The 26,545-nt window shown below is 47.5% G+C and carries 17 protein-coding genes, 3 rRNA genes and 2 riboswitches; of the genes, 17 read left to right on the top strand and 3 right to left on the bottom strand.

Annotated elements, in window-relative coordinates; translation table 11 throughout:
• Nucleotides 1-61: 61 nt before the first annotated feature.
• Nucleotides 62-1,600 carry a glutamine-hydrolyzing GMP synthase gene (gene guaA / locus ABGV42_RS17820; RefSeq protein WP_347382828.1) on the top strand — a complete coding sequence of 513 codons (1,539 nt, stop codon included), beginning with the start codon at nucleotides 62-64 and terminating at the stop codon, nucleotides 1,598-1,600.
• 166 nt (nucleotides 1,601-1,766) lie between these two features.
• Here guaA and ABGV42_RS17815 read toward each other — a convergent pair whose 3' ends face one another.
• On the bottom strand, nucleotides 1,767-2,708 hold the full coding sequence (locus tag ABGV42_RS17815) for an ArsR/SmtB family transcription factor (protein WP_347382827.1): 942 nt from the start codon (nucleotides 2,706-2,708) through the stop codon (nucleotides 1,767-1,769).
• A gap of 298 nt (nucleotides 2,709-3,006) precedes the next feature.
• On the opposite strand from ABGV42_RS17815, the gene ABGV42_RS17810 reads away from it, so the two are divergent.
• The 8 genes from ABGV42_RS17810 to rrf all read left to right on the top strand — a co-directional run bounded on the left by ABGV42_RS17810 (nucleotide 3,007) and on the right by rrf (nucleotide 15,013).
• Nucleotides 3,007-3,990 carry a glycoside hydrolase family 43 protein gene (locus ABGV42_RS17810; protein ID WP_347382826.1) on the top strand — a complete coding sequence of 328 codons (984 nt, stop codon included), beginning with the start codon at nucleotides 3,007-3,009 and terminating at the stop codon, nucleotides 3,988-3,990.
• 309 nt (nucleotides 3,991-4,299) lie between these two features.
• The gene (locus ABGV42_RS17805) at nucleotides 4,300-5,517 is read left to right on the top strand and encodes an extracellular solute-binding protein (protein WP_347383282.1); all 1,218 of its coding nucleotides are present in this window, start codon (nucleotides 4,300-4,302) and stop codon (nucleotides 5,515-5,517) included.
• Between the two features lie 109 nt (nucleotides 5,518-5,626).
• Complete coding sequence (locus ABGV42_RS17800; RefSeq protein ID WP_095293154.1) at nucleotides 5,627-6,502, top strand: carbohydrate ABC transporter permease; 876 nt, start codon at nucleotides 5,627-5,629, stop codon at nucleotides 6,500-6,502.
• Nucleotides 6,503-6,547: 45 nt separating this feature from the next.
• Nucleotides 6,548-7,393: a carbohydrate ABC transporter permease gene (locus ABGV42_RS17795; protein ID WP_347382825.1), complete on the top strand. Its 846-nt coding sequence runs from the start codon at nucleotides 6,548-6,550 to the stop codon at nucleotides 7,391-7,393.
• A 212-nt stretch (nucleotides 7,394-7,605) separates the two neighbouring features.
• Nucleotides 7,606-7,706: riboswitch (purine riboswitch) on the top strand.
• A gap of 178 nt (nucleotides 7,707-7,884) precedes the next feature.
• Complete coding sequence (locus ABGV42_RS17790; RefSeq protein WP_347382824.1) at nucleotides 7,885-9,261, top strand: NCS2 family permease; 1,377 nt, start codon at nucleotides 7,885-7,887, stop codon at nucleotides 9,259-9,261.
• A 786-nt stretch (nucleotides 9,262-10,047) separates the two neighbouring features.
• A 16S ribosomal RNA gene (locus ABGV42_RS17785) occupies nucleotides 10,048-11,599 on the top strand.
• A gap of 298 nt (nucleotides 11,600-11,897) precedes the next feature.
• A 23S ribosomal RNA gene (locus ABGV42_RS17780) occupies nucleotides 11,898-14,823 on the top strand.
• A gap of 73 nt (nucleotides 14,824-14,896) precedes the next feature.
• Nucleotides 14,897-15,013: ribosomal RNA gene (gene rrf, locus ABGV42_RS17775) — 5S ribosomal RNA — on the top strand.
• The 16S, 23S and 5S rRNA genes sit together here, the layout of an rRNA operon.
• A gap of 145 nt (nucleotides 15,014-15,158) precedes the next feature.
• On the opposite strand, the gene ABGV42_RS17770 is transcribed toward rrf, so the two are convergent.
• The gene (locus ABGV42_RS17770) at nucleotides 15,159-15,704 is read right to left on the bottom strand and encodes an NADPH-dependent FMN reductase (protein WP_347382823.1); all 546 of its coding nucleotides are present in this window, start codon (nucleotides 15,702-15,704) and stop codon (nucleotides 15,159-15,161) included.
• A gap of 305 nt (nucleotides 15,705-16,009) precedes the next feature.
• Here ABGV42_RS17770 and ABGV42_RS17765 point away from each other — a divergent pair, with 305 nt between their 5' ends.
• Nucleotides 16,010-17,014, top strand: coding sequence for a ketoacyl-ACP synthase III (locus ABGV42_RS17765; RefSeq protein WP_347382822.1), 1,005 nt, complete (start codon nucleotides 16,010-16,012; stop codon nucleotides 17,012-17,014).
• 130 nt (nucleotides 17,015-17,144) lie between these two features.
• Here ABGV42_RS17765 and ABGV42_RS17760 read toward each other — a convergent pair whose 3' ends face one another.
• Nucleotides 17,145-19,082: an amidase family protein gene (locus ABGV42_RS17760; RefSeq protein ID WP_347382821.1), complete on the bottom strand. Its 1,938-nt coding sequence runs from the start codon at nucleotides 19,080-19,082 to the stop codon at nucleotides 17,145-17,147.
• Nucleotides 19,083-19,430: 348 nt separating this feature from the next.
• On the opposite strand from ABGV42_RS17760, the gene ABGV42_RS17755 reads away from it, so the two are divergent.
• From ABGV42_RS17755 to purB, 7 genes are all read left to right on the top strand, one after another.
• On the top strand, nucleotides 19,431-21,560 hold the full coding sequence (locus tag ABGV42_RS17755) for a DNA topoisomerase III (RefSeq protein WP_347382820.1): 2,130 nt from the start codon (nucleotides 19,431-19,433) through the stop codon (nucleotides 21,558-21,560).
• A 125-nt stretch (nucleotides 21,561-21,685) separates the two neighbouring features.
• The gene (locus ABGV42_RS17750) at nucleotides 21,686-21,823 is read left to right on the top strand and encodes a hypothetical protein (protein ID WP_193723392.1); all 138 of its coding nucleotides are present in this window, start codon (nucleotides 21,686-21,688) and stop codon (nucleotides 21,821-21,823) included.
• Between the two features lie 130 nt (nucleotides 21,824-21,953).
• Nucleotides 21,954-22,217 carry a DUF1294 domain-containing protein gene (locus tag ABGV42_RS17745; protein WP_347382819.1) on the top strand — a complete coding sequence of 88 codons (264 nt, stop codon included), beginning with the start codon at nucleotides 21,954-21,956 and terminating at the stop codon, nucleotides 22,215-22,217.
• A gap of 151 nt (nucleotides 22,218-22,368) precedes the next feature.
• A complete protein-coding gene (locus ABGV42_RS17740) occupies nucleotides 22,369-22,803 on the top strand; it encodes a universal stress protein (RefSeq protein WP_095360914.1) in 435 nt (144 codons plus the stop codon).
• Nucleotides 22,804-23,073: 270 nt separating this feature from the next.
• Nucleotides 23,074-23,175, top strand: a riboswitch (purine riboswitch).
• Nucleotides 23,176-23,368: 193 nt separating this feature from the next.
• The gene (purE, locus tag ABGV42_RS17735) at nucleotides 23,369-23,854 is read left to right on the top strand and encodes a 5-(carboxyamino)imidazole ribonucleotide mutase (RefSeq protein WP_347382818.1); all 486 of its coding nucleotides are present in this window, start codon (nucleotides 23,369-23,371) and stop codon (nucleotides 23,852-23,854) included.
• Nucleotides 23,851-25,047 carry a 5-(carboxyamino)imidazole ribonucleotide synthase gene (gene purK, locus ABGV42_RS17730; protein WP_347382817.1) on the top strand — a complete coding sequence of 399 codons (1,197 nt, stop codon included), beginning with the start codon at nucleotides 23,851-23,853 and terminating at the stop codon, nucleotides 25,045-25,047. Before purE ends, purK begins: the two co-directional genes overlap by 4 nt.
• Nucleotides 25,044-26,342: an adenylosuccinate lyase gene (gene purB / locus ABGV42_RS17725; RefSeq protein ID WP_095288455.1), complete on the top strand. Its 1,299-nt coding sequence runs from the start codon at nucleotides 25,044-25,046 to the stop codon at nucleotides 26,340-26,342. Before purK ends, purB begins: the two co-directional genes overlap by 4 nt.
• The last annotated feature ends 203 nt before the right edge of the window (nucleotides 26,343-26,545 follow it).

The following is a 26,545-nucleotide window of genomic DNA, read 5'->3' as shown; positions in this document are numbered from 1 at the left end:
CCTTGACGGTATGTTTTGTCGTTGCGTATAATTAGTTTCATTAATTGAGGGAGGCACGGTAATGAATAAGCAAAATGAAATTGTGGTTGTCCTTGACTTTGGGGGCCAATACAACCAGTTAATCGCCAGAAGAATCCGGGATCTTGGCGTATACAGCGAGCTTTTGCCGTATAACACACCGGCAGAGAAGATCGCAGAATTGTCACCAAAAGGTATTGTATTCTCCGGGGGTCCGTCCAGCGTGTACGCTGAGAACGCTCCGCACGTGGATCCAGGTGTTTATGATCTGGGACTTCCAATCTTCGGGATTTGCTACGGTATGCAGCTTATGGCACAGCAGCTTGAAGGTAAGGTAGAACGTTCCGAGAAACGTGAGTACGGAAAAGCTGACCTTGAGTTTGCCGCAGGATCTGCACTCGCACAAGGCATTGAAGGCGAACATACGGTATGGATGAGTCATGGTGACCATGTGGTTACATTGCCTCCGGGCTTCAAACTGGATGCAGGCACGGAAAGTGCGCCGATTGCTGCGATGAGTAACGATGAGCGCAAATTGTATGCTGTTCAGTTCCACCCGGAAGTGCGTCACTCCGTTCGCGGTAACGACATGATTAGCAACTTCCTGTTTAACATCTGTGGTTGCGAAGGCAACTGGACGATGGAAACATTTATTGATGACACCATCAAAGATATCCGTGAAAAAGTGGGCGACGGTAAAGTACTGTGTGCACTCAGCGGAGGTGTGGATTCTTCCGTTGTAGCTGCGCTGCTTCACAAAGCGATTGGTGACCAACTGACATGTATGTTTATCGACCACGGTCTGCTGCGCAAAGGCGAGGCCGAAAGCGTAATGGAGACGTTTGTCGGCAAGTTCGACATGAAGGTTGTCAAAATCGATGCGCAGGAGCGCTTTATGTCCAAGCTGGCTGGAGTGGATGATCCGGAACAAAAACGTAAAATTATCGGTAACGAGTTTATTTATGTATTTGATGAAGAGTCCAAGCAGTTTGATGATTTCGAATTCCTGGCGCAAGGTACACTGTACACGGACATCGTGGAAAGTGGAACAGCGACAGCACAAACGATCAAATCTCACCACAACGTGGGTGGGTTGCCTGAAGATATGAACTTTAAGCTGATTGAGCCACTGAACACCTTGTTTAAGGATGAAGTGCGTAAAGTGGGTACAGAGTGCGGCCTGCCGGACGAAATTGTACATCGTCAGCCTTTCCCGGGTCCGGGTCTTGCAATCCGTGTTCTAGGAGAAGTTACAGAAGAGAAGCTTAAAATCGTTCGTGATTCGGATTACATCCTGCGCGAGGAGATTGCCAAAGCTGGTCTGGACCGCGAAATCTGGCAATACTTCACGGCTCTGCCGAACATGAAGAGTGTAGGTGTTATGGGTGATGCTCGTACGTATTCCTACACTGTAGGTATTCGCGCCGTAACGTCCATCGACGGTATGACGGCCGACTGGGCACGTATCCCTTGGGATGTGCTGGAGAAAATCTCCGTACGTATCGTAAACGAAGTTGATAACGTTAACCGGATCGTGTATGACGTGACTTCCAAACCACCAGCAACGATTGAGTGGGAATAGGTTTACGGATAAACGGTAGCTAACTAAAAAACTCCCTTTGATCATGTATTGCACATGTCGAAGGGAGTTTTTTTATTGCCAGTGATGACAACTCAGAAGTGCCGATTGGAGAAAATATAACTACAGAACGCATTCGCATCACCAGTCTTTTATGCAGCGATAAGGTTCACAAAACCTCTGATTCATGTTCTGGCTTTTCAGTGTTGTCGGTGTAATACAGCCGGAAAATAATGTCTTGATTGTGGTTCCCGAATCCTTGTCCGAACAATGTAACGCCGCCGATGTGATCTGCATCCTCCTTGACGGCAATGCGAAGCGACCAGTAACTGTTGCGAATGCCGATATCATCGATGGAAACGTCAGACAATTTCACGCCATCCATGAACGTGCCTTCCTTTTTGATAATCAGATGCTTCAGCAGGCCGTACTGATTTACACTCTCGAACCACCACGGCGGATTCAGTTTGCCTTTTCCTCCGAAGTCACCCGGGCTCGTCCACATCCCTACCTCCACGCCATTGACGATAAATGAAATATCGGAAGGCCAGTTATTGTTGGTCAGTGGTGCCTCCGAGGAAATCTCCATCGAAATCTCCAATTCTTCCGGATTCTCATCTCCCATGAGATAATTCGGTACCTTGTATTCAATATAGCCTTGTCCAAACCACAGAATTTTGGCTTTCAGTCGATCAGGATCAAGAAAGTACCGGGGGTCATCAAAAATACCGATAATGGAATCCCTTGTACATATACCACAGGTCGGTTTGATCTGCAGATCAGTGAAATGCCCTACGGAAATTTCTGTTTTGTGAATCTCCCGTTGAATGACGTCCTTGGTCGGGAATGCGATTTCAAGAGTGTCCATGCGAAGAGAGCAGACCTTTTGGGCCGCTCCGCCTTTACCCGGGGCCATGTTGGATTCAATAACACCGGCTTTTTCTAGTTTTTTGACATGCATGGTCATAATGGCGCTGCTAAGTCCCAGTGCTTCGGCCAGTTCTTTTATATTCATAGAGTTCTTGGACAGCAGATGAACGATCTGAATGCGTACACTGCTGGATAGGGCTTCGAAGATATGCAGGTTTTTTTCGTTCAGGTCGATTTTCAATGTAATTCCTCCGAAAGAAATGAAATATTAACATTTATGTGAATGGTAAATGTAGAATATTATAATATCGAATTCTGAATATAATCACAACGTTTTTAAATAAATAATACCAGATATACAACATGAAAACAGAAGAATTCGGAAAAATGTAAAAACAAACCATGAAATAACCAAAAAAATCCTGCGTAGTTATTGACACGTTTTGCTCAGTAACTTAATATTTAGGTGAATTAATAACAAATTTACGAATATATCAACAAAAACATTAACTAATCAGTGCAGAACAGGAGATGACAGCGTGAGTACAGTTTCGAAGAAGGAATCATTTGTTAATCCGATTATACCGCAACGAGCCGACCCATGGGTATACAAACATACTGACGGCTATTATTATTTTACAGGTTCCGTGCCTGAGTATGATCGAATTGAGGTTAGAAGAGCCCGCACTGTTCAAGAACTGGATAGCGCTGAACCCGTCGTTGTATGGCATAAGTATGATGAAGGACCGATGAGTGCCAACATTTGGGCACCGGAAATTCATTATGTCCACGGTAAATGGTATATCTATTTTGCTGCAGCACGAACAACGGCTACGGTAGAAGGACTTTTTGACCATCGCATGTTCGTGCTAGAAAATGCCTCGGCGAATCCGCTCGAAGGGGTTTGGGAAGAAAAGGGGCAAATCAAGACGAAATGGGAGAGTTTCGCGCTGGATGCGACCTCATTCTTATATGAAGATGTTCAATATCTGGTTTGGGCACAGAAGGATCCAGATATCGTGGGCAATTCCAACCTGTATATTGCCTCCATGGAAAATCCATGGACACTCGCTTCCGAGCAAGTGATGATCGCAGAACCGACACATGATTGGGAGAAAATCGGTTTTTTGGTCAACGAAGGCGCAGCCGTCTTGAATAGAAATGGCAAGATTTTTATTTCATTCTCGGCGAGTGCTACCGACCACAATTATTGTATGGGACTGCTGTATGCGGAGGAAGGTAGTGACCTTTTATCGCCAAAAAGCTGGAAAAAGCTGCCTAAACCTGTATTCCAAACCGATGTAGAGGCAGGACAATACGGTCCTGGACATAACAGCTTTACCGTATCGCAGGACGGAAGTCAGGATATTTTGATCTATCATGCTCGCAACTACAAGGAAATTGAGGGAGACCCACTGTATGACCCGAATCGCCACATGCGAGCACAGGTGTTCGGTTGGGACGAGTATGGATTTCCGTATTTCGGCAAACCCGTTCCAGATGGTCGCCCGGTGAATGTATAACAAGATGCTAAAGAATAAATAAAAAAGTGGAACAAAGTGGTTGACAAATGTAAGCGCTATGAATTACGATAAATTCACATAAACGTTAATTATTAATTTAAACATTAACGTTTATGTGAAAGAACGAAGGGAGTGCTCCTAGGCAAGCTTCCTTCAGCAAGTATACACGGTATACAGGGACAGCTTCCAAAGAAAAACTGCAGATCCCTGTGATTTTCTTAATAATTTGAATGCGTTTACAAATGTGCTTAGGATTGATCATTCTAGGGGGGTTCTTGTGTGAAACGTACAAAAAAAGGTTTTGTAATCATGGTATCTACGCTGTTTCTGCTGGTTTTTGTGCTGTCGGGTTGCAGTACAGACGACAAAAATACGATTACGTTCTGGACGCCTCTGACTGGAGAAGATGGAGCCTATATGGACCAGTTAGTTAAAGAATATAACGCCACTGAACCAGAAATCAAATTAAAACATGTGATTACGTCTGATATGTACACCAAGCTGTCTACGGTAATTAACTCCGGTAAAGGGGTCCCGGATCTGGCTATTATCCATGCTGACCGTGTTCCGGGCTTTGTGAAGCAAAACGTGCTTGAACCCATGACTACAATGCTGGCCACACAGCCGGAAATCAAGGAAGAGAACTATTTGCCGCAAGCATGGTCGACAGGAACAATTGATGGGACACAGTACACTGTCCCTCTCGATATCCACAGTAATGCCATGTACTACAACAAGGATTTGCTGAAAAAGTATAACGCGGAATCATTCCTGGATGATGATATTGTCACGATTGATGAGATGCTCTCTTTGCAAGGCAAACTGGATGAAGGAGACTTCGTCGTGAATGATGCTTTGCTCGGATGGGTTATCCTCGGACAATTGCAGAATGTTGGCGGAGATGTGCAGAAGGATGGAAAACCAGCACTGAACACTCCTGAAATGAAGGCTGCATTTGAAAATGTCAAAAAGATCGCCGATGCCGGTCTCATGACTCCGTTCGGTGAAGATGGATACCTGATGTTCCAATCCGGTAATGTCCTGTTTTCTACAGATGGTACATGGAGCTCAACCGCTCATGCCACTGTTGAAGGTCTGAATTTTGGCGTGACCAATGTATATTCACCTACGGCTGATAAGTTTACAAACCGTTCTTCGTCCCACCTGTTTGCCATGCTGAACAATGAAGCGAGAACGGACGAGAAGGAACAAGGGATCGGTAAATTCCTGGAGTTTATCCGTCAGAATTCAATGGAATGGGCCAAAGCGGGACAGACCGTTGCGAGTAAACAGGTTATTGAGAGTCCGGAGTACAAAGACTACATGCAGTCGTTCTTTACTTCGAACGAGAAGGAGATCGAATCGCTCTACATCTACACTTACGAGTATTACCCGTATGTAGCTGAAGCGGTCGACAAATACGCGGCTGATATTGTTCGTGGCAATGTGGAGTTGGATGCGACACTGCAAACCATGCAAAAAGAGGTTGAGGACAAAATTGCTCAAGGAAGCAGTGGTGCCCAGTAACACTTGAATTGCATAACGGATGTACTGTACATCTCGCCATTCTACTGTAATAGAAGCAATGTGTCGCAAGAGTGGCACATTGCTTTTCCCAAAGGAGAAATGAAAGGATATGAATAAACGATCATTTGCACCGTTCTTATTTGTTGGTCCTCATCTAATCCTGTTTTTGGTGTTTATACTGCTGCCAACGATCTACGGGATTTATGCCTCTTTCACCAGATGGAACCTAATTAACGATCCGGTTTGGGTCGGTTTTGAAAATTATAGGACGATCCTGTTCGACCAGGATTCCTCATTTCATTTTCAATTCTTTAATGGTTTAAAGAATACGTTGATTTTCGTGGCACTGAGCGTTCCGCCGTTAATCATTATTCCGCTGCTTGTTGCTGTAGCCCTTGAACATAAAAAGGTGAAATTCAAAGGCTTCATGCAGGCGATTATCTACATTCCAGGTATGATCTCCATATCTGCTGCAGCGCTCATCTGGTCTCTTATTTTCAATAAACAGCTCGGCATCACGGGTAACGTATTTGGATCAGAGATATCCTGGGCAGCCAATCAACCGTATGCTTGGATCATTATTATTGTGATATCTGTATGGGGGGCGGTCGGTGGTAACATGATTATCTATCGCGCTTCCATTAATGGTGTACCTAGCGATCTGTACGAAGCAGCCGAGATGGATGGTGCCGGTCCGGTACGCCGATTCTTCAGCATTACGCTGCCTTCCATCCGTTTCCCGTTGATTTTTACATTTGTCATGACAACAGCGGGTTCGTTTAACGTATTTGGTCAGCCGCTGATGATGACCGATGGTGGACCACAGCAGACTACGCATGTTCTCATGATGTATATTCGCCAGCTTGCGTTTGGCTCCGGTGAGTCAGTAGCAGGTATGGCTTCCGCCATGGCTGTGCTGTTAGGACTGGTTATTCTGGTCATCTCCGCATTGCAATATTACGTAATGAACCGGAACGCCAATTAGAGGAGCAGGATCGAACGTGGATCGGGAAGGAGCAGGTATATCAACATGGTCAAAAAAATAAGTATCTCCAAATATATATCCTATCTATTTTTGGTAACCATTTGTGTCATATGGGTGGTGCCCGTTATTTTCGGGATCACGACTTCGTTTCGCTCGCAAGCAGAAGTGGTGTCGGCCGGGTTCCGATTATTTCCCAAAGAGTGGGACTTTAATAACTACGTCGCCATACTGGAAAACACTTCAACCGCTCCGATTTTGAGATGGTTGAGCAACTCGCTGCTCATAGCAGTATCTCATACGGTACTTGTTGTTTTTGTTATTTCCCTTACAGGTTACGGATACACAAGGTTGAAGTTCAAAGGGAGAGACGCCTTGTTTTTCACGCTTCTCGGGATTTCGTTTTTCCCGGGTGTCGTTAACCTAATCCCTTCCTACAAAATCATTGAGGCGCTTGGGTGGGTCAATACGGCTTGGGCCATGATTATTCCGGGGCTGGCTGGTATGGGCAATATCTTCCTCGTCCGTCAGTTCATGAAGGGAATACCTGGCGAACTGGACGAGTCTGCTAAAGTTGATGGTGCAAGTGATTTCCGAATTTATTACTCCATCATTTTACCTCTGGTGAAACCGGTGTTGATTGTGTGCGGTCTATTCTCGTTCATTGGGTCCTGGAATGATTTCCTATGGCCGGTTATCGTATACACAGATGTCGAGAAAATGCCGATTACTGCTGGACTGCTGTTACTGCAGGATATTTACGGCAACTATCGCATGATTGGACAGCTGATGGGTTCGGCGATTCTGGCCATTATTCCAACACTCGTACTGTTTATTTTTGCACAAAAGTATTTCCTTCAATCCATTAACCTCAATTCGGGAATCAAAGGATAATGCTGAGTTGCTGCATTGTTTGTTAAACCGGTTTTTTGCCAGTAGAATAAAGTATAGGTTGGATTATGAGCTGCCGTTTATACGGTAGCTTTTTTGTTTTGAAATTTATAGCGCTTTCAGAACACGAACGTTTCCGTATAAACATATAATTAACATTCGTTTTTATCATTGACAGAAAAGGTCGGCGCTTCTAAAATAGGGATGGGAAAACAAACAAATAGCGCATACTACTTCGTATAATCCTGGGGATATGGCCCGGGAGTTTCTACAAGATCACCCTAATGATCTGGCTACGAGCAGGAGAGGCTAAGCACAGCAAAATTCTATATGACTGCGTGGTTAACTATAATGGACGCACATTAGAATTTTTTTTGTTCTTGGCAGTAGGCTACGCCTCTCCTTATAGCTAACCCTGGGTGAAGTAAGTCCGTCCAGGGTCTTTGTCGTTTTTCAAAATGGCTTCAACATCTCTAAGGGGGAGTTAGTGGATTATGGATCGTTTCTTTAAACTAAAAGAAAACGGAACGAATGTTAGAACGGAGATTGTTGCAGGTCTTACTACCTTTATGACCATGGCGTACATCCTTTTTGTTAACACATTGTTCCTCGGATCGGCCGGGGCGGGGATGTCGGATAACGCAGTGTTTTTTGCAACAGCCGTAGGTGCTGGGCTTATGACCATCATTATGGGATTGTTCGTTAACATCCCGATTGCACTCGCGCCGGGTATGGGATTGAACGCATACTTCATGACGGTTGTATTGAGTTCGAATGGGGCAATTACCTGGCAGGCTGCTCTCGGGGCGGTATTCATCTCGGGTATCGTATTTATTATCTTGACCGTGACGAGAATTCGTCAGATGCTGCTTGTGGCTGTACCTCAAACATTGAAAATGGCCATTACGGTCGGTATCGGTCTCTTTATTACGATTGTAGGTTTCAAATTGGCCAATCTCGTTGCTGTTACGGTTAATGTTGCGCCAGATGCAGACCTTAGCCAGCCGATTCCCGGCAGCAGTTTCAATTTGTCGCTCGGTAATTTTGTGACGCATCATGATGCGCTATTGGCATTGATTGGATTGATCCTTATTGCTGTACTGATGGTTATGCGTGTAAAAGGTGCGCTGCTCATTGGTATCGTTGCTACAACTCTAATTGGTATTCCAATGGGTGTTACGAATCTTAGCGGACTATCCGGTGCAAGTTGGCTGCCTAATTTCAGTGATCTGGCTGTTGGACAGTTGGACCTGAAGGGCGCGATTAGCCTTGGATTGTTTGAGATTATCTTCATCTTTACCTTCGTTGAATTGTTTGACACGTTCGGTACAATGGTTGGGACTGCGACCCGGATGGGGATTATGAAAGACAAGCAAAAAGGCGAGAAAACAATTGGTAAAGCAATGCTCGTCGATGCAGTAGGTGTAAGTGCGGGGGCGGCATTGGGTACGAGTACAATTACTGCATTCGTTGAGAGTGCTTCCGGTGTTGAAGCAGGTGGACGTACGGGTCTGACTTCGGTAACGACTGGGATCTTGTTCATTCTGGCGCTGTTCATTGCTCCGCTTGCGCTGGTTGTTCCGTCTGCTGCTACAGCTCCTGCCTTGATTATCGTAGGTGTATTGATGATGAGCCAGGTGCGCAGCATTGAGTGGGATGATTTCCTTCAAGCGTTCCCTGCATTCCTTACAATTGTATTGATGCCTTTCACAGGCGGAATTGCAAACGGGATTTCAGCAGGTATTCTGTCTTATGTTATTCTGGCGGTATTCAGTAACCTGGTGACGGATCGCAAAGTGAAGATTCACTGGTTGATGTGGATTCTTGCAATTATTGTTCTATGCCGCTACATCTTTATGGGCGGAGAATAATTTAGTACTATTATATAGAAGAACGAAAGCTTCTGGGCTTTACCGGGGCTTTCGTTCTTTTTTTATCTATAAAGACTCAAACTCTTTGGGGTGCTTGAAGCTGTTGCTTTTCATTCTATTAGGATGTAAACTCCTTTCTATTATAAAGAGGGAAGTGGGGAAAGTTGAAGTCAATTGGTTTATGGCCTGGAAAGGGCATACGTACATTAATAAGGATACATAGCATGAGTTAAATAAATAGAAGGAAGGACTCGTCTAAGGTGACATGTTTATATGATGTTGGAGAGACTTTGGATAGGCAGCACCCATTTTGTTAGGTCTTGCTCATCAATCCTGCTAGAGGAGCTTTTGCTGTAACGTTGTAACTATATGTTGCAACTATATAATAGAAGGAATTATTTAAAGAGAAGTCGTTTATGTTCGTGCTCAATTATATTTCAGAAAAAGTACTTGCATAAAAAATATGTACATGGTATATTCTAATTCCGGCCAAGAAAACACGAGAAACACGGTGCGGTAAGCAAACTGAAAGCTTCGAAAGAAACTTAAAAAAATGCTTGCTAAATTGGTTCGGAAGTGGTAAGATATAAAAGTTGCTGAAGAGAACAACACTCGGACGCAAACGACGTTTGATCTTTGAAAACTGAACAACGAGTGAGTAACGATCTTGCTTGCAAGATCGACGCTGAGGAATCGGTACATGTCATCTGACTGTATGATTTCAAAGCAAAAATGAGATTTTAATCTCGTCAGATTCAAAATGAGCTAATCGCTCTTTTCAATACTTTATTGGAGAGTTTGATCCTGGCTCAGGACGAACGCTGGCGGCATGCCTAATACATGCAAGTCGAGCGGAGTTGATAGAAAGCTTGCTTTCTTGATACTTAGCGGCGGACGGGTGAGTAACACGTAGGCAACCTGCCCTCAAGCTTGGGACAACTACCGGAAACGGTAGCTAATACCGAATACTTGCTTTCTTCGCCTGAAGGAAGCTGGAAAGACGGAGCAATCTGTCACTTGAGGATGGGCCTGCGGCGCATTAGCTAGTTGGTGAGGTAACGGCTCACCAAGGCGACGATGCGTAGCCGACCTGAGAGGGTGATCGGCCACACTGGGACTGAGACACGGCCCAGACTCCTACGGGAGGCAGCAGTAGGGAATCTTCCGCAATGGGCGAAAGCCTGACGGAGCAATGCCGCGTGAGTGATGAAGGTTTTCGGATCGTAAAGCTCTGTTGCCAGGGAAGAACGTCCTTGAGAGTAACTGCTCAAGGAGTGACGGTACCTGAGAAGAAAGCCCCGGCTAACTACGTGCCAGCAGCCGCGGTAATACGTAGGGGGCAAGCGTTGTCCGGAATTATTGGGCGTAAAGCGCGCGCAGGCGGTCATTTAAGTCTGGTGTTTAATCCCGGGGCTCAACCCCGGATCGCACTGGAAACTGGGTGACTTGAGTGCAGAAGAGGAGAGTGGAATTCCACGTGTAGCGGTGAAATGCGTAGAGATGTGGAGGAACACCAGTGGCGAAGGCGACTCTCTGGGCTGTAACTGACGCTGAGGCGCGAAAGCGTGGGGAGCAAACAGGATTAGATACCCTGGTAGTCCACGCCGTAAACGATGAATGCTAGGTGTTAGGGGTTTCGATACCCTTGGTGCCGAAGTTAACACATTAAGCATTCCGCCTGGGGAGTACGGTCGCAAGACTGAAACTCAAAGGAATTGACGGGGACCCGCACAAGCAGTGGAGTATGTGGTTTAATTCGAAGCAACGCGAAGAACCTTACCAGGTCTTGACATCCCTCTGACCGGTACAGAGATGTACCTTTCCTTCGGGACAGAGGAGACAGGTGGTGCATGGTTGTCGTCAGCTCGTGTCGTGAGATGTTGGGTTAAGTCCCGCAACGAGCGCAACCCTTGATCTTAGTTGCCAGCACTTCGGGTGGGCACTCTAAGGTGACTGCCGGTGACAAACCGGAGGAAGGTGGGGATGACGTCAAATCATCATGCCCCTTATGACCTGGGCTACACACGTACTACAATGGCCGGTACAACGGGCAGTGAAGCCGCGAGGTGGAACGAATCCTAAAAAGCCGGTCTCAGTTCGGATTGCAGGCTGCAACTCGCCTGCATGAAGTCGGAATTGCTAGTAATCGCGGATCAGCATGCCGCGGTGAATACGTTCCCGGGTCTTGTACACACCGCCCGTCACACCACGAGAGTTTATAACACCCGAAGTCGGTGGGGTAACCGCAAGGAGCCAGCCGCCGAAGGTGGGATAGATGATTGGGGTGAAGTCGTAACAAGGTAGCCGTATCGGAAGGTGCGGCTGGATCACCTCCTTTCTATGGAGAATTGTTTCCCGAGTGGAAACATTCAAATCAGCAGGTTCACTGAACCTGCGACAGCGATTCATTTCGGTCCATCACTTGATGTGTGGATGAAATGAAGAGCAAAACTTACTCACTCGTTGCTCAGTTTTGAGAGCTCAAACTCTCAAAACAGCTTGCTTTTGCATGGAGCTTGTTCTTTGAAAACTAGATATCGAAACGAAAAATGCGAATTAGAACATTCCTTTTAGCTGAACTTGTGTTAAACAAGTTTCAAATATTAGTGATAACTGCATTGCTCACTTGAGCAATTGGTTAAGCTACTAAGAGCACACGGAGGATGCCTAGGCGCTAGGAGCCGATGAAGGACGTGGCGAACAACGAAACTGCCTCGGGGAGCTGTAAGCAAGCTTTGATCCGGGGGTGTCCGAATGGGGAAACCCAGCTGGGGTAATATCCAGTTACTCATAACTGAATACATAGGTTATGTAGAGGCATACCAGGGGAACTGAAACATCTAAGTACCTTGAGGAAGAGAAAACAATAGTGATTCCGTCAGTAGCGGCGAGCGAACGCGGAACAGCCCAAACCAGAGAGCTTGCTCTCTGGGGTTGTGGGACGTCTCACATGGAGTTACAAAGGAACCGGTTAAACGAAGAGGTCTGGAAAGGCCCGCCAAAGAAGGTAAAAGCCCTGTAATTAAAAGCCCGTTCCCTCCGAGACGGATCCCGAGTAGTGCGGGGCACGTGAAACCCCGTATGAATCCGGCAGGACCATCTGCCAAGGCTAAATACTTCCTAGCGACCGATAGTGAAGCAGTACCGTGAGGGAAAGGTGAAAAGCACCCCGGAAGGGGAGTGAAATAGAACCTGAAACCGTGTGCTTACAAGAAGTCAGAGCCCGTTTTAGGGGTGATGGCGTGCCTTTTGTAGAATGAACCGGCGAGTTACGTTCCCGTGCAAGGTTAAGGTGAAGAGCCGGAGCCGCAGCGAAAGCGAGTCTGAATAGGGCGAGTTAGTACGTGGACGTAGACCCGAAACCGGGTGATCTACCCCTGTCCAGGGTGAAGGTGCGGTAACACGCACTGGAGGCCCGAACCCACGCACGTTGAAAAGTGCGGGGATGAGGTGGGGGTAGCGGAGAAATTCCAATCGAACTCGGAGATAGCTGGTTCTCCCCGAAATAGCTTTAGGGCTAGCCTCGGAAAACAGAGTCGTGGAGGTAGAGCACTGATTGGGTGCGGGGCCCGCAAGGGTTACCAAGCTCAGTCAAACTCCGAATGCCATAGACTTACTTCCGGGAGTCAGACAGTGAGTGCTAAGATCCATTGTCAAAAGGGAAACAGCCCAGACCATCAGCTAAGGTCCCCAAGTGTGTGTTAAGTGGGAAAGGATGTGGAGTTGCACAGACAACCAGGATGTTGGCTTAGAAGCAGCCACCATTGAAAGAGTGCGTAATAGCTCACTGGTCGAGTGACTCTGCGCCGAAAATGTAACGGGGCTAAACACACCACCGAAGCTATGGCTTGATGCTTTGCATCAGGGGTAGGGGAGCGTTGTATAAGGGTTGAAGGTGTACCGTAAGGAGCGCTGGACATTATACAAGTGAGAATGCCGGTATGAGTAACGAAAAGATCAGTGAGAATCTGATCCGCCGAAAGCCTAAGGGTTCCTGAGGAAGGCTCGTCCGCTCAGGGTAAGTCGGGACCTAAGGCGAGGCCGAAAGGCGTAGTCGAAGGACAACAGGTCGAAATTCCTGTACCACCGTAAATCGTTACGAGCGATGGGGGGACGCAGTAGGGTAGTGACGCAGACTGATGGATGTCTGTCCAAGCAGTAAGGCTGGTTAGTAGGCAAATCCGCTAACCATAAGGCTGAGCTGTGATGGGGAGTGAAAATTACAGTAGCGAAGGTCATGATCTCACACTGCCAAGAAAAGCCTCTAGCCAGATGAAGGTGCCCGTACCGCAAACCGACACAGGTAGGCGAGAAGAGAATTCTAAGGCGCGCGGAAGAACTCTCGTTAAGGAACTCGGCAAAATGACCCCGTAACTTCGGGAGAAGGGGTGCCCCGGTAGTGTGAATAGCACGAGGGGGCCGCAGTGAAAAGGCCCAAGCGACTGTTTAGCAAAAACACAGGTCTGTGCGAAGCCGTAAGGCGAAGTATACGGGCTGACGCCTGCCCGGTGCTGGAAGGTTAAGGGGAGCGGTTAGGAGCAATCCGAAGCTGTGAACCGAAGCCCCAGTAAACGGCGGCCGTAACTATAACGGTCCTAAGGTAGCGAAATTCCTTGTCAGGTAAATTCTGACCCGCACGAATGGCGTAACGACTTGGGCGCTGTCTCAACGAGAGATCCGGTGAAATTTTAATACCTGTGAAGATGCAGGTTACCCGCGACAAGACGGAAAGACCCCATGGAGCTTTACTGCAGCTTGATATTGAATTTGGGTACGATCTGTACAGGATAGGTGGGAGCCTTTGAAGCATGAGCGCCAGCTTGTGTGGAGGCACCGTTGGGATACCACCCTGATCGTATCTAGGTTCTAACCTGGTACCGTAAACCGGTGCGGGGACAGTGTCAGGTGGGCAGTTTGACTGGGGCGGTCGCCTCCTAAAGAGTAACGGAGGCGCCCAAAGGTTCCCTCAGAATGGTTGGAAATCATTCGAAGAGTGCAAAGGCATAAGGGAGCTTGACTGCGAGACCTACAAGTCGAGCAGGGACGAAAGTCGGGCTTAGTGATCCGGTGGTACCGCATGGAAGGGCCATCGCTCAACGGATAAAAGCTACCCTGGGGATAACAGGCTTATCTCCCCCAAGAGTCCACATCGACGGGGAGGTTTGGCACCTCGATGTCGGCTCATCGCATCCTGGGGCTGAAGTAGGTCCCAAGGGTTGGGCTGTTCGCCCATTAAAGCGGTACGCGAGCTGGGTTCAGAACGTCGTGAGACAGTTCGGTCCCTATCTGTCGTGGGCGTAGGAAATTTGAGAGGAGCTGTCCTTAGTACGAGAGGACCGGGATGGACGTACCGCTGGTGTACCAGTTGTTCCGCCAGGAGCACCGCTGGGTAGCTATGTACGGACGGGATAAGCGCTGAAAGCATCTAAGCGTGAAGCCCCCCTCAAGATGAGATTTCCCAGTATGTAAGACCCCTTGAAGACGACGAGGTAGATAGGCTGGGGGTGGAAGTGCAGTAATGCATGGAGCTGACCAGTACTAATCGGTCGAGGGCTTATCCAAATTGCAGGTTCTAGTCGCATATTTCGTTTCGGATCTAGTTTTCAGAGAATGATCTCTGAGCGTAGCAGCATCGTTTGGTGGCGATAGCGGAGGGGTTCCACACGTACCCATCCCGAACACGACCGTTAAGCCCTCTAGCGCCGATGGTACTTGGACCGAAGGGTCCTGGGAGAGTAGGACGTTGCCAAGCAAAGAACCACTGCCGATGAAATTCGGTGGTGGTTTTTATTTGTTTAAATTCTTTAGATAAATGTATGCAAAATAAAATCCAACAGCCCAATAGGTCATTATCGGGCTGTTTTTTTGTTTTTACAAATAATGTAAGTTAATTTTCTTCAGGTGGAACACACTCCAGCTAAGCGTAAAAGCGAATTCTGTAATGCCTTTTTGGTATCTGGATCAGTAATCGCACCTTGTTTGTTGATTTTCATCGTAATATAAGGAATTGTAAATGAGGCATCATCCAAGATATGAGCATTGATCATGTTTAAAGTAAGCAATATGGATGTATGGGCTTGATTGCCGCCTAAAGGGCTGGGGGATGCTGCTATAACCACTGTAGGCTTATTCACCCATTCTCCGGAGGATACAATCCAATCTAAAGCATTCTTTAAGACACCCGGGATACCATTTCCATACTCAGGTGTACAGATCAGGACACCGTCTGCTTGCTTCAATTGAGTTCTGAAGTGTTGAACGGAAACTGGACCATCATCTACATCGAAATCAGGATTGAAGTGTGGAAGATCATTCAGCTGATCATAAACCTGAAAGTTTAAAGTAGCAGGAGCAAGTTCAATCATGGCTTGCATTAGCATAGTATTCGCGGATTGTTTCCGTAGGCTTCCTGAAATCGCAAGGATGTTCATATTTCTTTCCATTCTGTTATCTCCCATCTCTATAAATCCTCCATCAGTAATATGGATCGATTTGTCTATTTTCCTTCTTTCCTTACGGAGTGTCTACAGATAACGGCTATTATTAAGGCATTCTTCATACTAACCAGAGTATGATTATCCTTCTTCACATAATCTACATGCCAAGTTTAAGGTAAATGGATTAGGAGGGCAGTGCTTAGGTGTATCAATCGAGAGAATAACAAAAGAAAAAAATTTATTATTAATTAGTACCAAGTACTAATACTTAGTGCTATAATATAAAAAAACAAAACGAGGTGACTAACGCTATGATGCAATCTAAAGCCAGTATTACTGCATTCGGAACCTATGTGCCGGAACGGATTCTAAATAATGCGGATTTGGAGAAAATGGTCGAGACGAGCGATGAATGGATCGTGCAACGAACAGGCATGAGGGAGCGGAGGATTGCGGCAGAGGATCAGTACGTTTCTGACCTGGCGGTTAAGGCCGTGGAAGACATGATTCACCGGTACGGAGTTGACGTTCATGATGTGGATATGATCCTCGTAGCAACAAGTACGCCGGAGTATGCATTTCCCAGCACAGCCTCCAGAGTACAGGCGCGTCTGAATATTGTTCAGACTGGAGCGCTGGATTTGAGCGCAGCATGCGCAGGCTTTGTCTATGGGTTGCAGCTGGCCGATAGCATGATTACAAGTGGCATGTATCGCAAAGTGCTCGTAATCGGGGCAGAGACATTATCCAAAATTACAGATTACACTGATCGTACGACATGTATTTTGTTTGGGGATGGAGCCGGAGCGTTTCTGTTGGAACGGACCGAAGGCCAGGGCAGTACTCTGGCAGCACTTTCCGGAACTCAGGGTGATGGTGGGTTACATGTTTATAGCAGTGGGCTTTCTTCCGAGATGAATGGGGTACCTCTTCAAGGTGACGGACGTCTTGTGCAAAACGGCAGAGAAGTATACAAATGGGCTGTACGGCTGATACCGGAGCAATTGCCGAAACTTATCGCTAGCTCAGGCTTGCAGACGGAGCAAGTCGACTGGTTCGTACCGCACAGCGCAAATATGAGAATGATTGAAGCTGTCTGCGAGCGCGGTCCTGTACCGTTGGAACGCACGCTAACCAGCATGGAGTACCGTGGAAACACATCAGCTGCATCCATACCTCTGGCCATTCAGCTGGCTGTCGATGAAGGGAAAGTGAAGCAGGGTCAGCGCCTCGCCTTATTCGGTTTCGGTGGTGGCTTAACTTATGCGGGCCTTGTGTTGGAATGGAGTGTACCAGACGCTGGTTCAACGAATTAACGTAGAAAGTTGAGATTAAGCGGGAAAGACGGTGTGTCTTACTAGGATAATAAAAAAAGTACACTTTCCTCCGATGTGGAGGCGAAGTGTACTTTTTGTTTATTAAGCTCTTTTTAATTCAATAAAGGAGTTATGGCGTAAGTTTAGGAGCTTGGCGGTGGTGGGTTCCCTGCTCATAACTATATGCGAGTTTAATCAATGTTCCTTCATCAAAGGCGCGGCCCAGGAATTCAATACCTACGGGTAGACCCTCTGTAGTGAAGCCAGCAGGTACGGTGATAGCCGGGAACCCGGAGAATGGGCTTAGTCGGTTATTCCCGCCGGAGTTTTGGCCTTCGCCGATCACGGCAGCAGCCTGGGTGGATGTAGGATAAACGATGGCATCCAGGTTATTATCAGCCATCACTTTTAGAATAGCTTCGCGCGTGATTTGAGTACGTTTCAATACGATGTCTTTATACTCAGTTGTCTCCAGCGTTTCTCGTGCATCGCGTGCCTTCATGGATTGTTCCTGTGTTTTATCAAATTCACCTGAAGCGATGATGTCCGATAGACTGTGGTATGGTGCATCTTCACCAAGTGACTCCAAATAGTCGTTCAGCTGGAATTTGAATTCATATCCGCTCAGGCTCGGGTATTTGTTGATTTCGTCCAGGTTCGGAATACTGATGGGAACAGCAGTTGCACCCAGAGATTTCAATTCTTCCACGGCATTGTTGATCACATCGGCAACGGCTTTTTCTTCTGCTTTGGTGCTTGGGATGAGCTCTGTGGCCACACCAATTCGTGCACCTTTCAAACCGTTCACATCAAGGAAATCGGTATAGCTGGATGGGATTTTGCCTACAGCATAGGCTGTAGCCACATCGTCCTTGTCATAACCGGCTGTAGCGTCCAGCATGATCGCAGCGTCGCTAACTGTACGTGCCATAGGGCCGCCTACATCTTGAGTTAGAGCAAGTGGGATGATCCCTTCACGGCTGGATAGTCCAATCGTTGGACGAATTCCGACAAGACTGTTGAAGCTGGATGGAATACGGATCGATCCACCAGTATCGGTACCCATGCCTGCTGCAGCAAAGTTGGAGGCAATCGCTGCCCCTGTCCCGCCGCTGGAACCGCCAGGATAGTGATCCAGTGCGTAAGGGTTCAGGGTTTGTCCACCCAATGAACTGGACGTAGTAATGCCAAACGCAAATTCATGCAGGTTTGTTTTACCCAGAATGATGGCACCGGCTTCCTTGAGCTTCTTCACTTGCTCAGCGTCTTGCGCAGGCACGGAATCCTTCAGACAGATACAGCCAGCAGTGGTAGGCATATCATTCGTATCGAAGTTGTCCTTCACAAGAACCGGAATACCGTGCAGTGGTCCACGTGCTCCTTGAGCTACACGTTCTTCGTCCAAAGCCTGGGCAATTTCCAGTGCATCCGCGTTCAAGGTCAGTACCGCGTTAATACTAACGCCTTGATCATCGTATTGCTCGATCCGGTCCAGATACATTTGAACCAATTCTTTGGATGTAAGCTTTCCTTGCGTCATTGCAGCTTGCAGTTCTGTAATCGTTGCTTCTTCCAGAACAAATGGTTTTATGTAGTTATAAATGCGGTCTTTCAATATGGCGACATCATTTTCCGTAAGGACAGCGTTAGGCAGAAAGAGGGAATCGGTATATCCTTTCATCAACCCTGCGGCATTCAAGGCACCGATGGCCCCTGCATAGCTGGATTGGTCCGGTACATCCTTGAACGGCTCTGTGGTGGACTCGAGCTTCAACCAGGTCTGTAGAGCTAGAGCAGCATCCTTACGCTGAACGGTTTTACCCGAGAGATCGTCCATAGAAAAAGGTACACCTGCAAGTGTCACTGCTTCTTCCATGGCTTCAATAAACGTGGCAGACGTGGCAGGTGCTTTCCCGGCAGCTGCTGCTGTGATTGTTGTTTTGCTCGATGTGGTGGCTGCTCCGGCTGACGCCAGTGGTACGGAAGCTCCTCCCCAAGTTGTAACAATGACTGCTCCTGTCAGTAACAGAGCTCCACTTTTTTTCAATATAGATCCATGATAAGTCATGCATCCACGCTCCCTTCTGTCTCAATGATGTGTGTTAGTGAAACGGCTACATATGCTTTTGTCACATTCTAATAACATGTTAGGTATTCTTACAACACTCATATTTATCCAAAAAAACGTATACAAGTTGTATATAAGTGATTATTCCTTTCAAATACTCTTATTCTCATTTCTAAAAGAAATTTAGGTACTCATAATCGTGTTATATTTTATGACATTGAATTCGGACGGTAGTTAATCAAGTTAATAGTTCTTTGGGATATGCCAAGAAACGATAGGTATGAAATGATATAATGAAAGGATAGGAATGTAGGTCACAAGGTGTATGAAGAAAGGAAGAGATACGAATTGAAAACATTGGTACTCGCTGAGAAACCATCTGTGGCACGTGAAATTGCCAGAGTTATGGGGGCGCGTGATAAACATAAGAGCTATTTGGAAGGTCCTAAATATATTGTAACGTGGGCACTTGGGCATCTGGTAGGGCTGGCGGAACCTGAAGATTATGACAAGAAGTATGCAACGTGGAATCTTGAAGACCTGCCGATCCTGCCAGAGCGGGCGAAACTGAAGGTGCTAAGGGAAACGAATCATCAATATAAGGCAGTGCAGCAGCTTATGAAACGCCAAGATGTTGGTGAACTGGTCATCGCGACGGATGCCGCCCGGGAGGGAGAACTGCTTGCCCGTTGGATCATGCAAATGGCGCAGTGGAAGAAGCCCTTCAAACGATTGTGGATTTCTTCTCAGACGGATAAGGCAATCAAAGAAGGATTTGCTTCGCTGAAGCCAGGGAGTCAGTTTGACCGTCTCTATGAATCGGCACGCTGCCGGGCAGAAGCGGACTGGATGATTGGGCTGAATGTGACACGAGCGCTGACCGTTCGCTTTAATGCACAGTTATCAGCAGGACGGGTACAGACGCCAACCCTGGGCATGATCATGGACAGGGAAAATGAAATCAATGGTTTTCGGTCACAGGAGTATGAGACATTAACTGCAGATTTTGGAGGTTTTCAAGCCGTGTGGCGGGCCTCAGGCGGAGATTCACGCATCTTTGATACTCAAGATACCCAGGCATTGAAGAAACGAGTGGATGGACGTAAGGGAACCATTGCTCAGGTCAAAAAGAGTGAAAAAGTCGAGCCGCATCCTCTGGCCTATGACTTGACGGAGCTGCAGCGTGATGCCAACCGCAAGTATGGCTTTTCAGCCAAGCAGACTTCCAACGTCCTGCAGCGTCTATATGAGCAGCATAAGCTGGTTACATATCCGCGTACGGACAGCCGTTACCTGACATCGGACATGACAGGTACGCTGAAAGAAAGACTGGATAGTGTAGCAGTTGGACCGTATGCATCATTAGCGCGTCCCTTGCTGCGGAAAAATCTGAATATCACCAAACGAATTGTGGATGACAGTAAGGTAACGGATCACCATGCCATCATCCCAACAGAACAGACCGTGCTGCTGAATCAGCTGAGTCCAGAGGAACGAAAACTGTATGATTTGATCGTACGCCGATTTATCAGTCTGTTCTATCCAGCAGCCAAATACGATTCGGTAGCGATTACCGTTCAAGTGGGTGAGGATTCATTCCATGTTAAAGGTACAACGGTAAAAGACAGCGGCTGGCGTGAAGTATACGGCGGAGACTACAGTGACGAAGAGGATGAGCGAACAGACGAGCAGGCGGACAACGGCCACACTCTTTTGCCTGACGTGCAGCAAGGTCAGTCGGTTACCGTTCAGCGTTGCCATATTAAAAGTGGAAGAACCATGCCGCCTAAACGGTATACGGAAGCTGCATTGCTTGCGCAAATGGAGAAGCACGGACTAGGTACACCAGCTACGCGTGCAGATATTATCGAGAAATTGGTCAGCTCGGATACCATCGACCGCCAGGGCAACAGCATGCATCCTACAGGTAAAGGGAAGCAATTGATTGAACTGGCTGCTCCGCAGCTTCGTACACCTGAACTGACGGCACGCTGGGAGGCTGAACTGGAACGGATTGCCCGTGGACAGGGGAAACCGGGACCGTTTCTGGAAGGCATACGTTCAATGGCTAAAGAACTGGTATCCACTGTAAAAGGAAGCAAGGCGGAGTATAAACCGCATAACGTGTCCAACAGCCACTGCCCGGATTGCAATGCACGCCTGCTGGAGAAGAAAGGGAAACGCGGTAAGTTTCTCGTATGTCCGACTGAGGATTGCGGTTATCGCCGCTCGGCAGAGAAGCGTTTATCCAACCGTCGTTGTCCGCAATGTCACAAGAAGATGGAAATGAAAGAAGGAAAAGCGGGCCTCTATGTGCAGTGCCTGCCTTGTGGCATCACGGAAGCACTGGATAAAGATAAACAGCACGTCAACAAACGCGAACAGCAAAAGCTGGTCAAGCAGTATGCTAAGCAGGAATCTATCGGGTCTAATCTCGGAGATTTATTGAAAGCAGCTATGGAGAAAAAAGGGGAGTAATGCCCCTAAGAGTGTCTGTTACAAGTTGAATGGTTACTGGCGAGGTCGTGCTTATTAGACCGCTTCGCTCGGTGTCGTATAAGATCCCTCCTTTTCAGGCAACGTAAGCCAAGGAGGTGACATAGATGCCGCATAATAAATCAGAGAAAATTCATAACCAGCAGAATAAGGACAGTATCCGGGAGGAAAGCATCGGAGCACGTCCAACCAAGGCAGGCAAAAGAGTTCCCAGCTTGAACGGTATTCCCAAACAGGAGTCCTAGGTTCTAACCGGAACGGATGATTCCATACAACAAACTATGCGGCTCCCTTCTCGCGTTGATCATGTCCCTGCAGAGGACTATAATGGAGGAACAGGGAGATGTCCCGGGATAGGGGGACCGCTAGAATTATATGCAAACCGGACTCATATTGTGGTTTATATTTATTAACGTGGTAGGTTATCTGGTGATGTCAGATGACAAAAAACGCGCGCAGCGACGCCGTGACCGGACACCCGAACGGACGTTATTCCTGCTGGCGTTTATTGGAGGAGCACTTGGAATTTGGATTGCAATGTACCGGAAACGGCACAAAACCAAACATCCGAGCTTTATCATCGGGATTCCACTTTTGCTATTTCTGAATGCCGTAATCTATGGTTATTTTCTGAAATAGAACCTAGAGGTGGCGACACTGCAAAACCAGGCAAATGGTTCATACTGCATGAAGAACGTTTATAGGGTTACATGGTGGTGGATTTAGTTTTATGTTAGACCGAAGCTTCCAGCTTCGGAGTTTCTACATATAAGGAAGGGACGGGATTTACATGTTATTCTCCAAAATTTTAGTCGCTTACGATGGATCAAAAGCTTCAAACAAGGCACTTGATCGTGCCATTGAACTGGCTAAAGTGTCTCCGGATTCAGTCATTGATGTCATTCATGCCTTTGATTTCCCGCGCGTATTTATTGGAGAAGGACTCGCACCGCTGCCGCCATCTCTGAATAACGATTACTACAACCTGGCTGTGCAAACAACCGATGAAGCAAAAGAACGGATCAAAGCTGCAGGCGTTACAGCCAACGTAGACCTGATTCAAGGGGCCGCAGCTGAAGTGCTGCTTGATTATGCTAAGGAAAATGGATCGGATGTTATCGTCATTGGAAGTCGTGGACTAGGCGGCATTCGTGAATTTGTCTTGGGCAGTGTAAGCCACAATGTGGTGCAGCATGCTCAAGTTCCTGTATTGATCGTTAAATAATTGCAATAGATTATGAATTACAAATATGCGGTGAGCCGGCTGTCTTCATTCCATTGAAGAGAAGTCGGCTTTCTTTTTTGGGATGAAATGGAGATGAAGTTCAAAAGAAATACCTAAATCACGAACATTATATTTGTCAATATGTTAAATGTTCGTCTTTAAGTTGACATTAGCTGTAGGGGATTGTTAGAATGTTAGATGTGTCGATCAGGTGAGAATAAGGTCGAGTAGGAACGAAAGATGTACCAAGGTTGACCGAAATGAGTCGCTTGGATTGAATAGATATTTGCTCGTATAACGCCGGGGATAAGGCCCGGAAGTCTCTACCCGGAGACCGTAAATTTCCGGACTACGAGGAGATACGGCTGAGAGTCGCATGAATATGGATGCGGACAGCAAGCCCCCTTTTGGCATGCCCAAATGCGGGATACGTATTTCTTGGAGTCCGGTGTCCGGAGAAAATGTGATGTTTTCGCGGGTAGCGGATTTTTTTGTTTCAAAAGGGAGCACGTATGGCAAGAGTGGTTGTTATTAAAATAAGCTCAGACGGGAGTTGGATGTATTCATGTCAGTGCAGGTCGCTGTAATTATGGGCAGCAAGTCGGATTGGGAAACGATGAAGCATGCGTGTGAGGTGCTGGATGAACTGGAGATCGGGTATGAGAAAAAGGTCGTATCCGCGCATCGCACACCGGATCTGATGTTTGAATATGCCGAGCAGGCTGCCGGGCGCGGATTCAAGGTTATCATTGCAGGTGCAGGCGGGGCAGCACACCTCCCGGGCATGGTCGCTTCCAAAACGATGCTTCCGGTAATCGGTGTCCCTGTGCAGTCCAAGGCACTGAATGGTCTCGATTCCCTGTTATCCATTGTTCAGATGCCAGGTGGAATTCCTGTCGCAACGGTAGCGATTGGCAAGGCGGGGGCTACCAATGCAGGACTGCTTGCGGCCCAGATGATCGGTGCATTTGATGAGGATGTCCGTAATCGCTGCGAAGCTCGCAGAGAGCGCATCAAACGTGAAGTACTCGAAAGCAGTGATGAGCTATGAGTAATACAGAATTGAATTCTCCCGGCACGGCTGAACGCGTGCTGCTCCCAGGCAAAACAACCATTGGCGTTCTCGGAGGCGGACAGCTTGGACGAATGCTGACGCTCGCTGGGACTGCGATGGGGTACCGCTTTGTCACGCTTGATCCGGCGACAGACTCGCCTTGCGGACAGATTTCCCGTCAGATTGAGGCAGGATATGACGATGAAGCCGCAGCACTTGAACTGGCCCGTCAGTGTGATGTGATTACGTATGAGTTTGAAAACGTGGATGCAGGTGTTGCGGGCTTGCTGGAACGTGAATCCTATGTGCCTCAAGGTAGTGCGTTATTGTATACAACTCAGCATCGGTTACGTGAGAAACGAGCTATTGAAGCTGCGGGAGTAAGAGTAGCGCCTTATCGGGAAATTACAAGTAAGGATACAATGCAAGCAGCAATAAGCGAGCTTGGTGTACCATGCGTTTTGAAGACGGTAACCGGAGGATATGATGGCAAAGGCCAGCGAGTCATCCGGGAAGCGAGCCAAGCTGTAGCGGCTTACGAAGAGCTTGCAGCGACCGGAGCGGAACTGGTGCTGGAGCAATTTATCAAGTTTGACTGCGAAATCTCCGTTGTCGTTGCACGAAGCACGAGTGGAGAGATCAAGACCTTCCCGCCAGCGGAGAACATTCATGTGAACAACATTCTGCATGCCTCGATCGTACCGGCCAGAGTGGCTACGGACATACAGATTGAAGCGCAGAAGCTTGCAGCGGCCGTGGCAAAATCATTGCAGGCTGTTGGATTACTGGCGGTGGAACTGTTTGTCGCGGCGGACGGAAGGTTGTATGTGAACGAGCTGGCTCCAAGACCCCATAATTCCGGTCATTACACGATGGAAGCCTGTGCGACGTCACAGTTCGAGCAGCATATTCGTGCCATCTGCGGGCTGCCATTAGGAGACACTACACTGTTAAGTCCGGTCGTTATGGTCAATGTGCTTGGAGAACATCTGGAAGGAATCATCGCCAGAACGGGTCAACCTGATGCAGAAGCAATGGAACTCGGTGTTATTCCCAAGCTTCACCTATATGGCAAAGCCGAAGCGAAAACGGGACGGAAGATGGGGCATGTCAATCTGCTTTGTCAGGACGCTGAAGAAGGATTGCAATGGATTGAACAAACTAATATCTGGAGGAATACAAATTCATGATCGAACGTTATAGCAGACCTGAAATGAGAGCCATCTGGACGGAGGAAAACAAATTCAAGTCTTGGCTGGAAGTTGAAATTTGTGCATGTGAAGCTTGGGCGGAACTCGGAGTCATTCCTAAGGAAGAAGCAGCATTGCTTCGCCAAAACGCTTCTTTTGATATTGATCGCATCTATGAAATTGAACAGGAAACGCGCCATGACGTTATTGCATTTACACGTACGGTATCCGAGAGTCTGGGTGCAGAACGAAAATGGGTGCACTACGGACTGACATCCACGGATGTGGTAGATACGGCTCTGGGGTACGTACTGCGCCAGGCCAATGAAATTCTGGAACGTGACATCGTGAACTTTATCGAAATCTTGCGTGAGAAGGCCCTCGCTTATCAGCATACGCCGATGATGGGTCGTACACACGGGGTGCATGCAGAGCCGACAACCTTTGGTTTGAAAATGGCCCTGTGGCATGAAGAGATGAAACGGAACCTGGAGCGCTTCCGCCATGCGGCAGACAACGTGCAGTACGGTAAAATCTCCGGAGCGGTAGGAACTTACGCGAACATCGATCCGTTTGTTGAAGAGTTTGTCTGCGAGAAGCTGGGCACGAAGCCTGCGCCGATCTCGACACAAACCCTGCAGCGTGACCGTCATGCGGAATACATGGCTACCCTGGCATTGATCGCAACATCACTGGACAAGTTCGCTACAGAAGTTCGTGCATTGCAAAAGAGTGAATTCCGTGAAGTGGAAGAAGCGTTTGCCAAAGGTCAAAAAGGATCTTCCGCCATGCCGCACAAACGTAATCCGATTGGTAGTGAAAATATCTCCGGTCTGTCCCGCGTCATCCGCGGACATATGGTATCGGCATACGAAAACGTAACGCTGTGGCATGAGCGCGATATCTCGCACTCTTCCGTAGAGCGTGTTATCCTGCCGGATGCAACGATGCTGCTGAACTACATGCTGAATCGTTTCGGCAACATCGTGAAAAACCTGACAGTGTTCCCTGAGAACATGAAACGCAACATGGAACGTACCTTCGGTGTTCCATTCTCAGGACGGGTACTGACGAAGCTGATCGATAAAGGCTTCAGCCGTGAACAGGCATATGATACCGTTCAACCACGTGCTATGCAGGCATGGGAAGAACAACGCCAGTTCAAGGATATCGTGAAAGCCACACCGGAAATTACCGAAGTGCTCAGCGATGAGGAAATCGAAGACGCATTCAACCCGTCATGGCACCTGAAGCATGTAGACACAATCTTCAAGAAGCTTGGTTTGACCAACTAAAATTAACTCCAATAAGGCTAGAGAACGGAATGATGATGGACCAGCAAGGAACGGAGAGGACAGAGCAAATCTGTAGAAGCGAAGCGCTCGCCTTTATCCCCGGATTTATACTTTGAAAAAGTGAATCAATAAATCCGGGGATAACAGCGATCGAAAGATTGTTCTGTTATCGGAGTGGAGTGGTGCTCCATCGCGGTTCTGTC

Source organism: Paenibacillus pabuli (assembly GCF_039831995.1).
Classification (GTDB): domain Bacteria; phylum Bacillota; class Bacilli; order Paenibacillales; family Paenibacillaceae; genus Paenibacillus; species Paenibacillus pabuli_C.
Note: the sequence above shows the minus strand (reverse complement) of the source record. Positions and strands in the feature narration are given on the sequence as shown.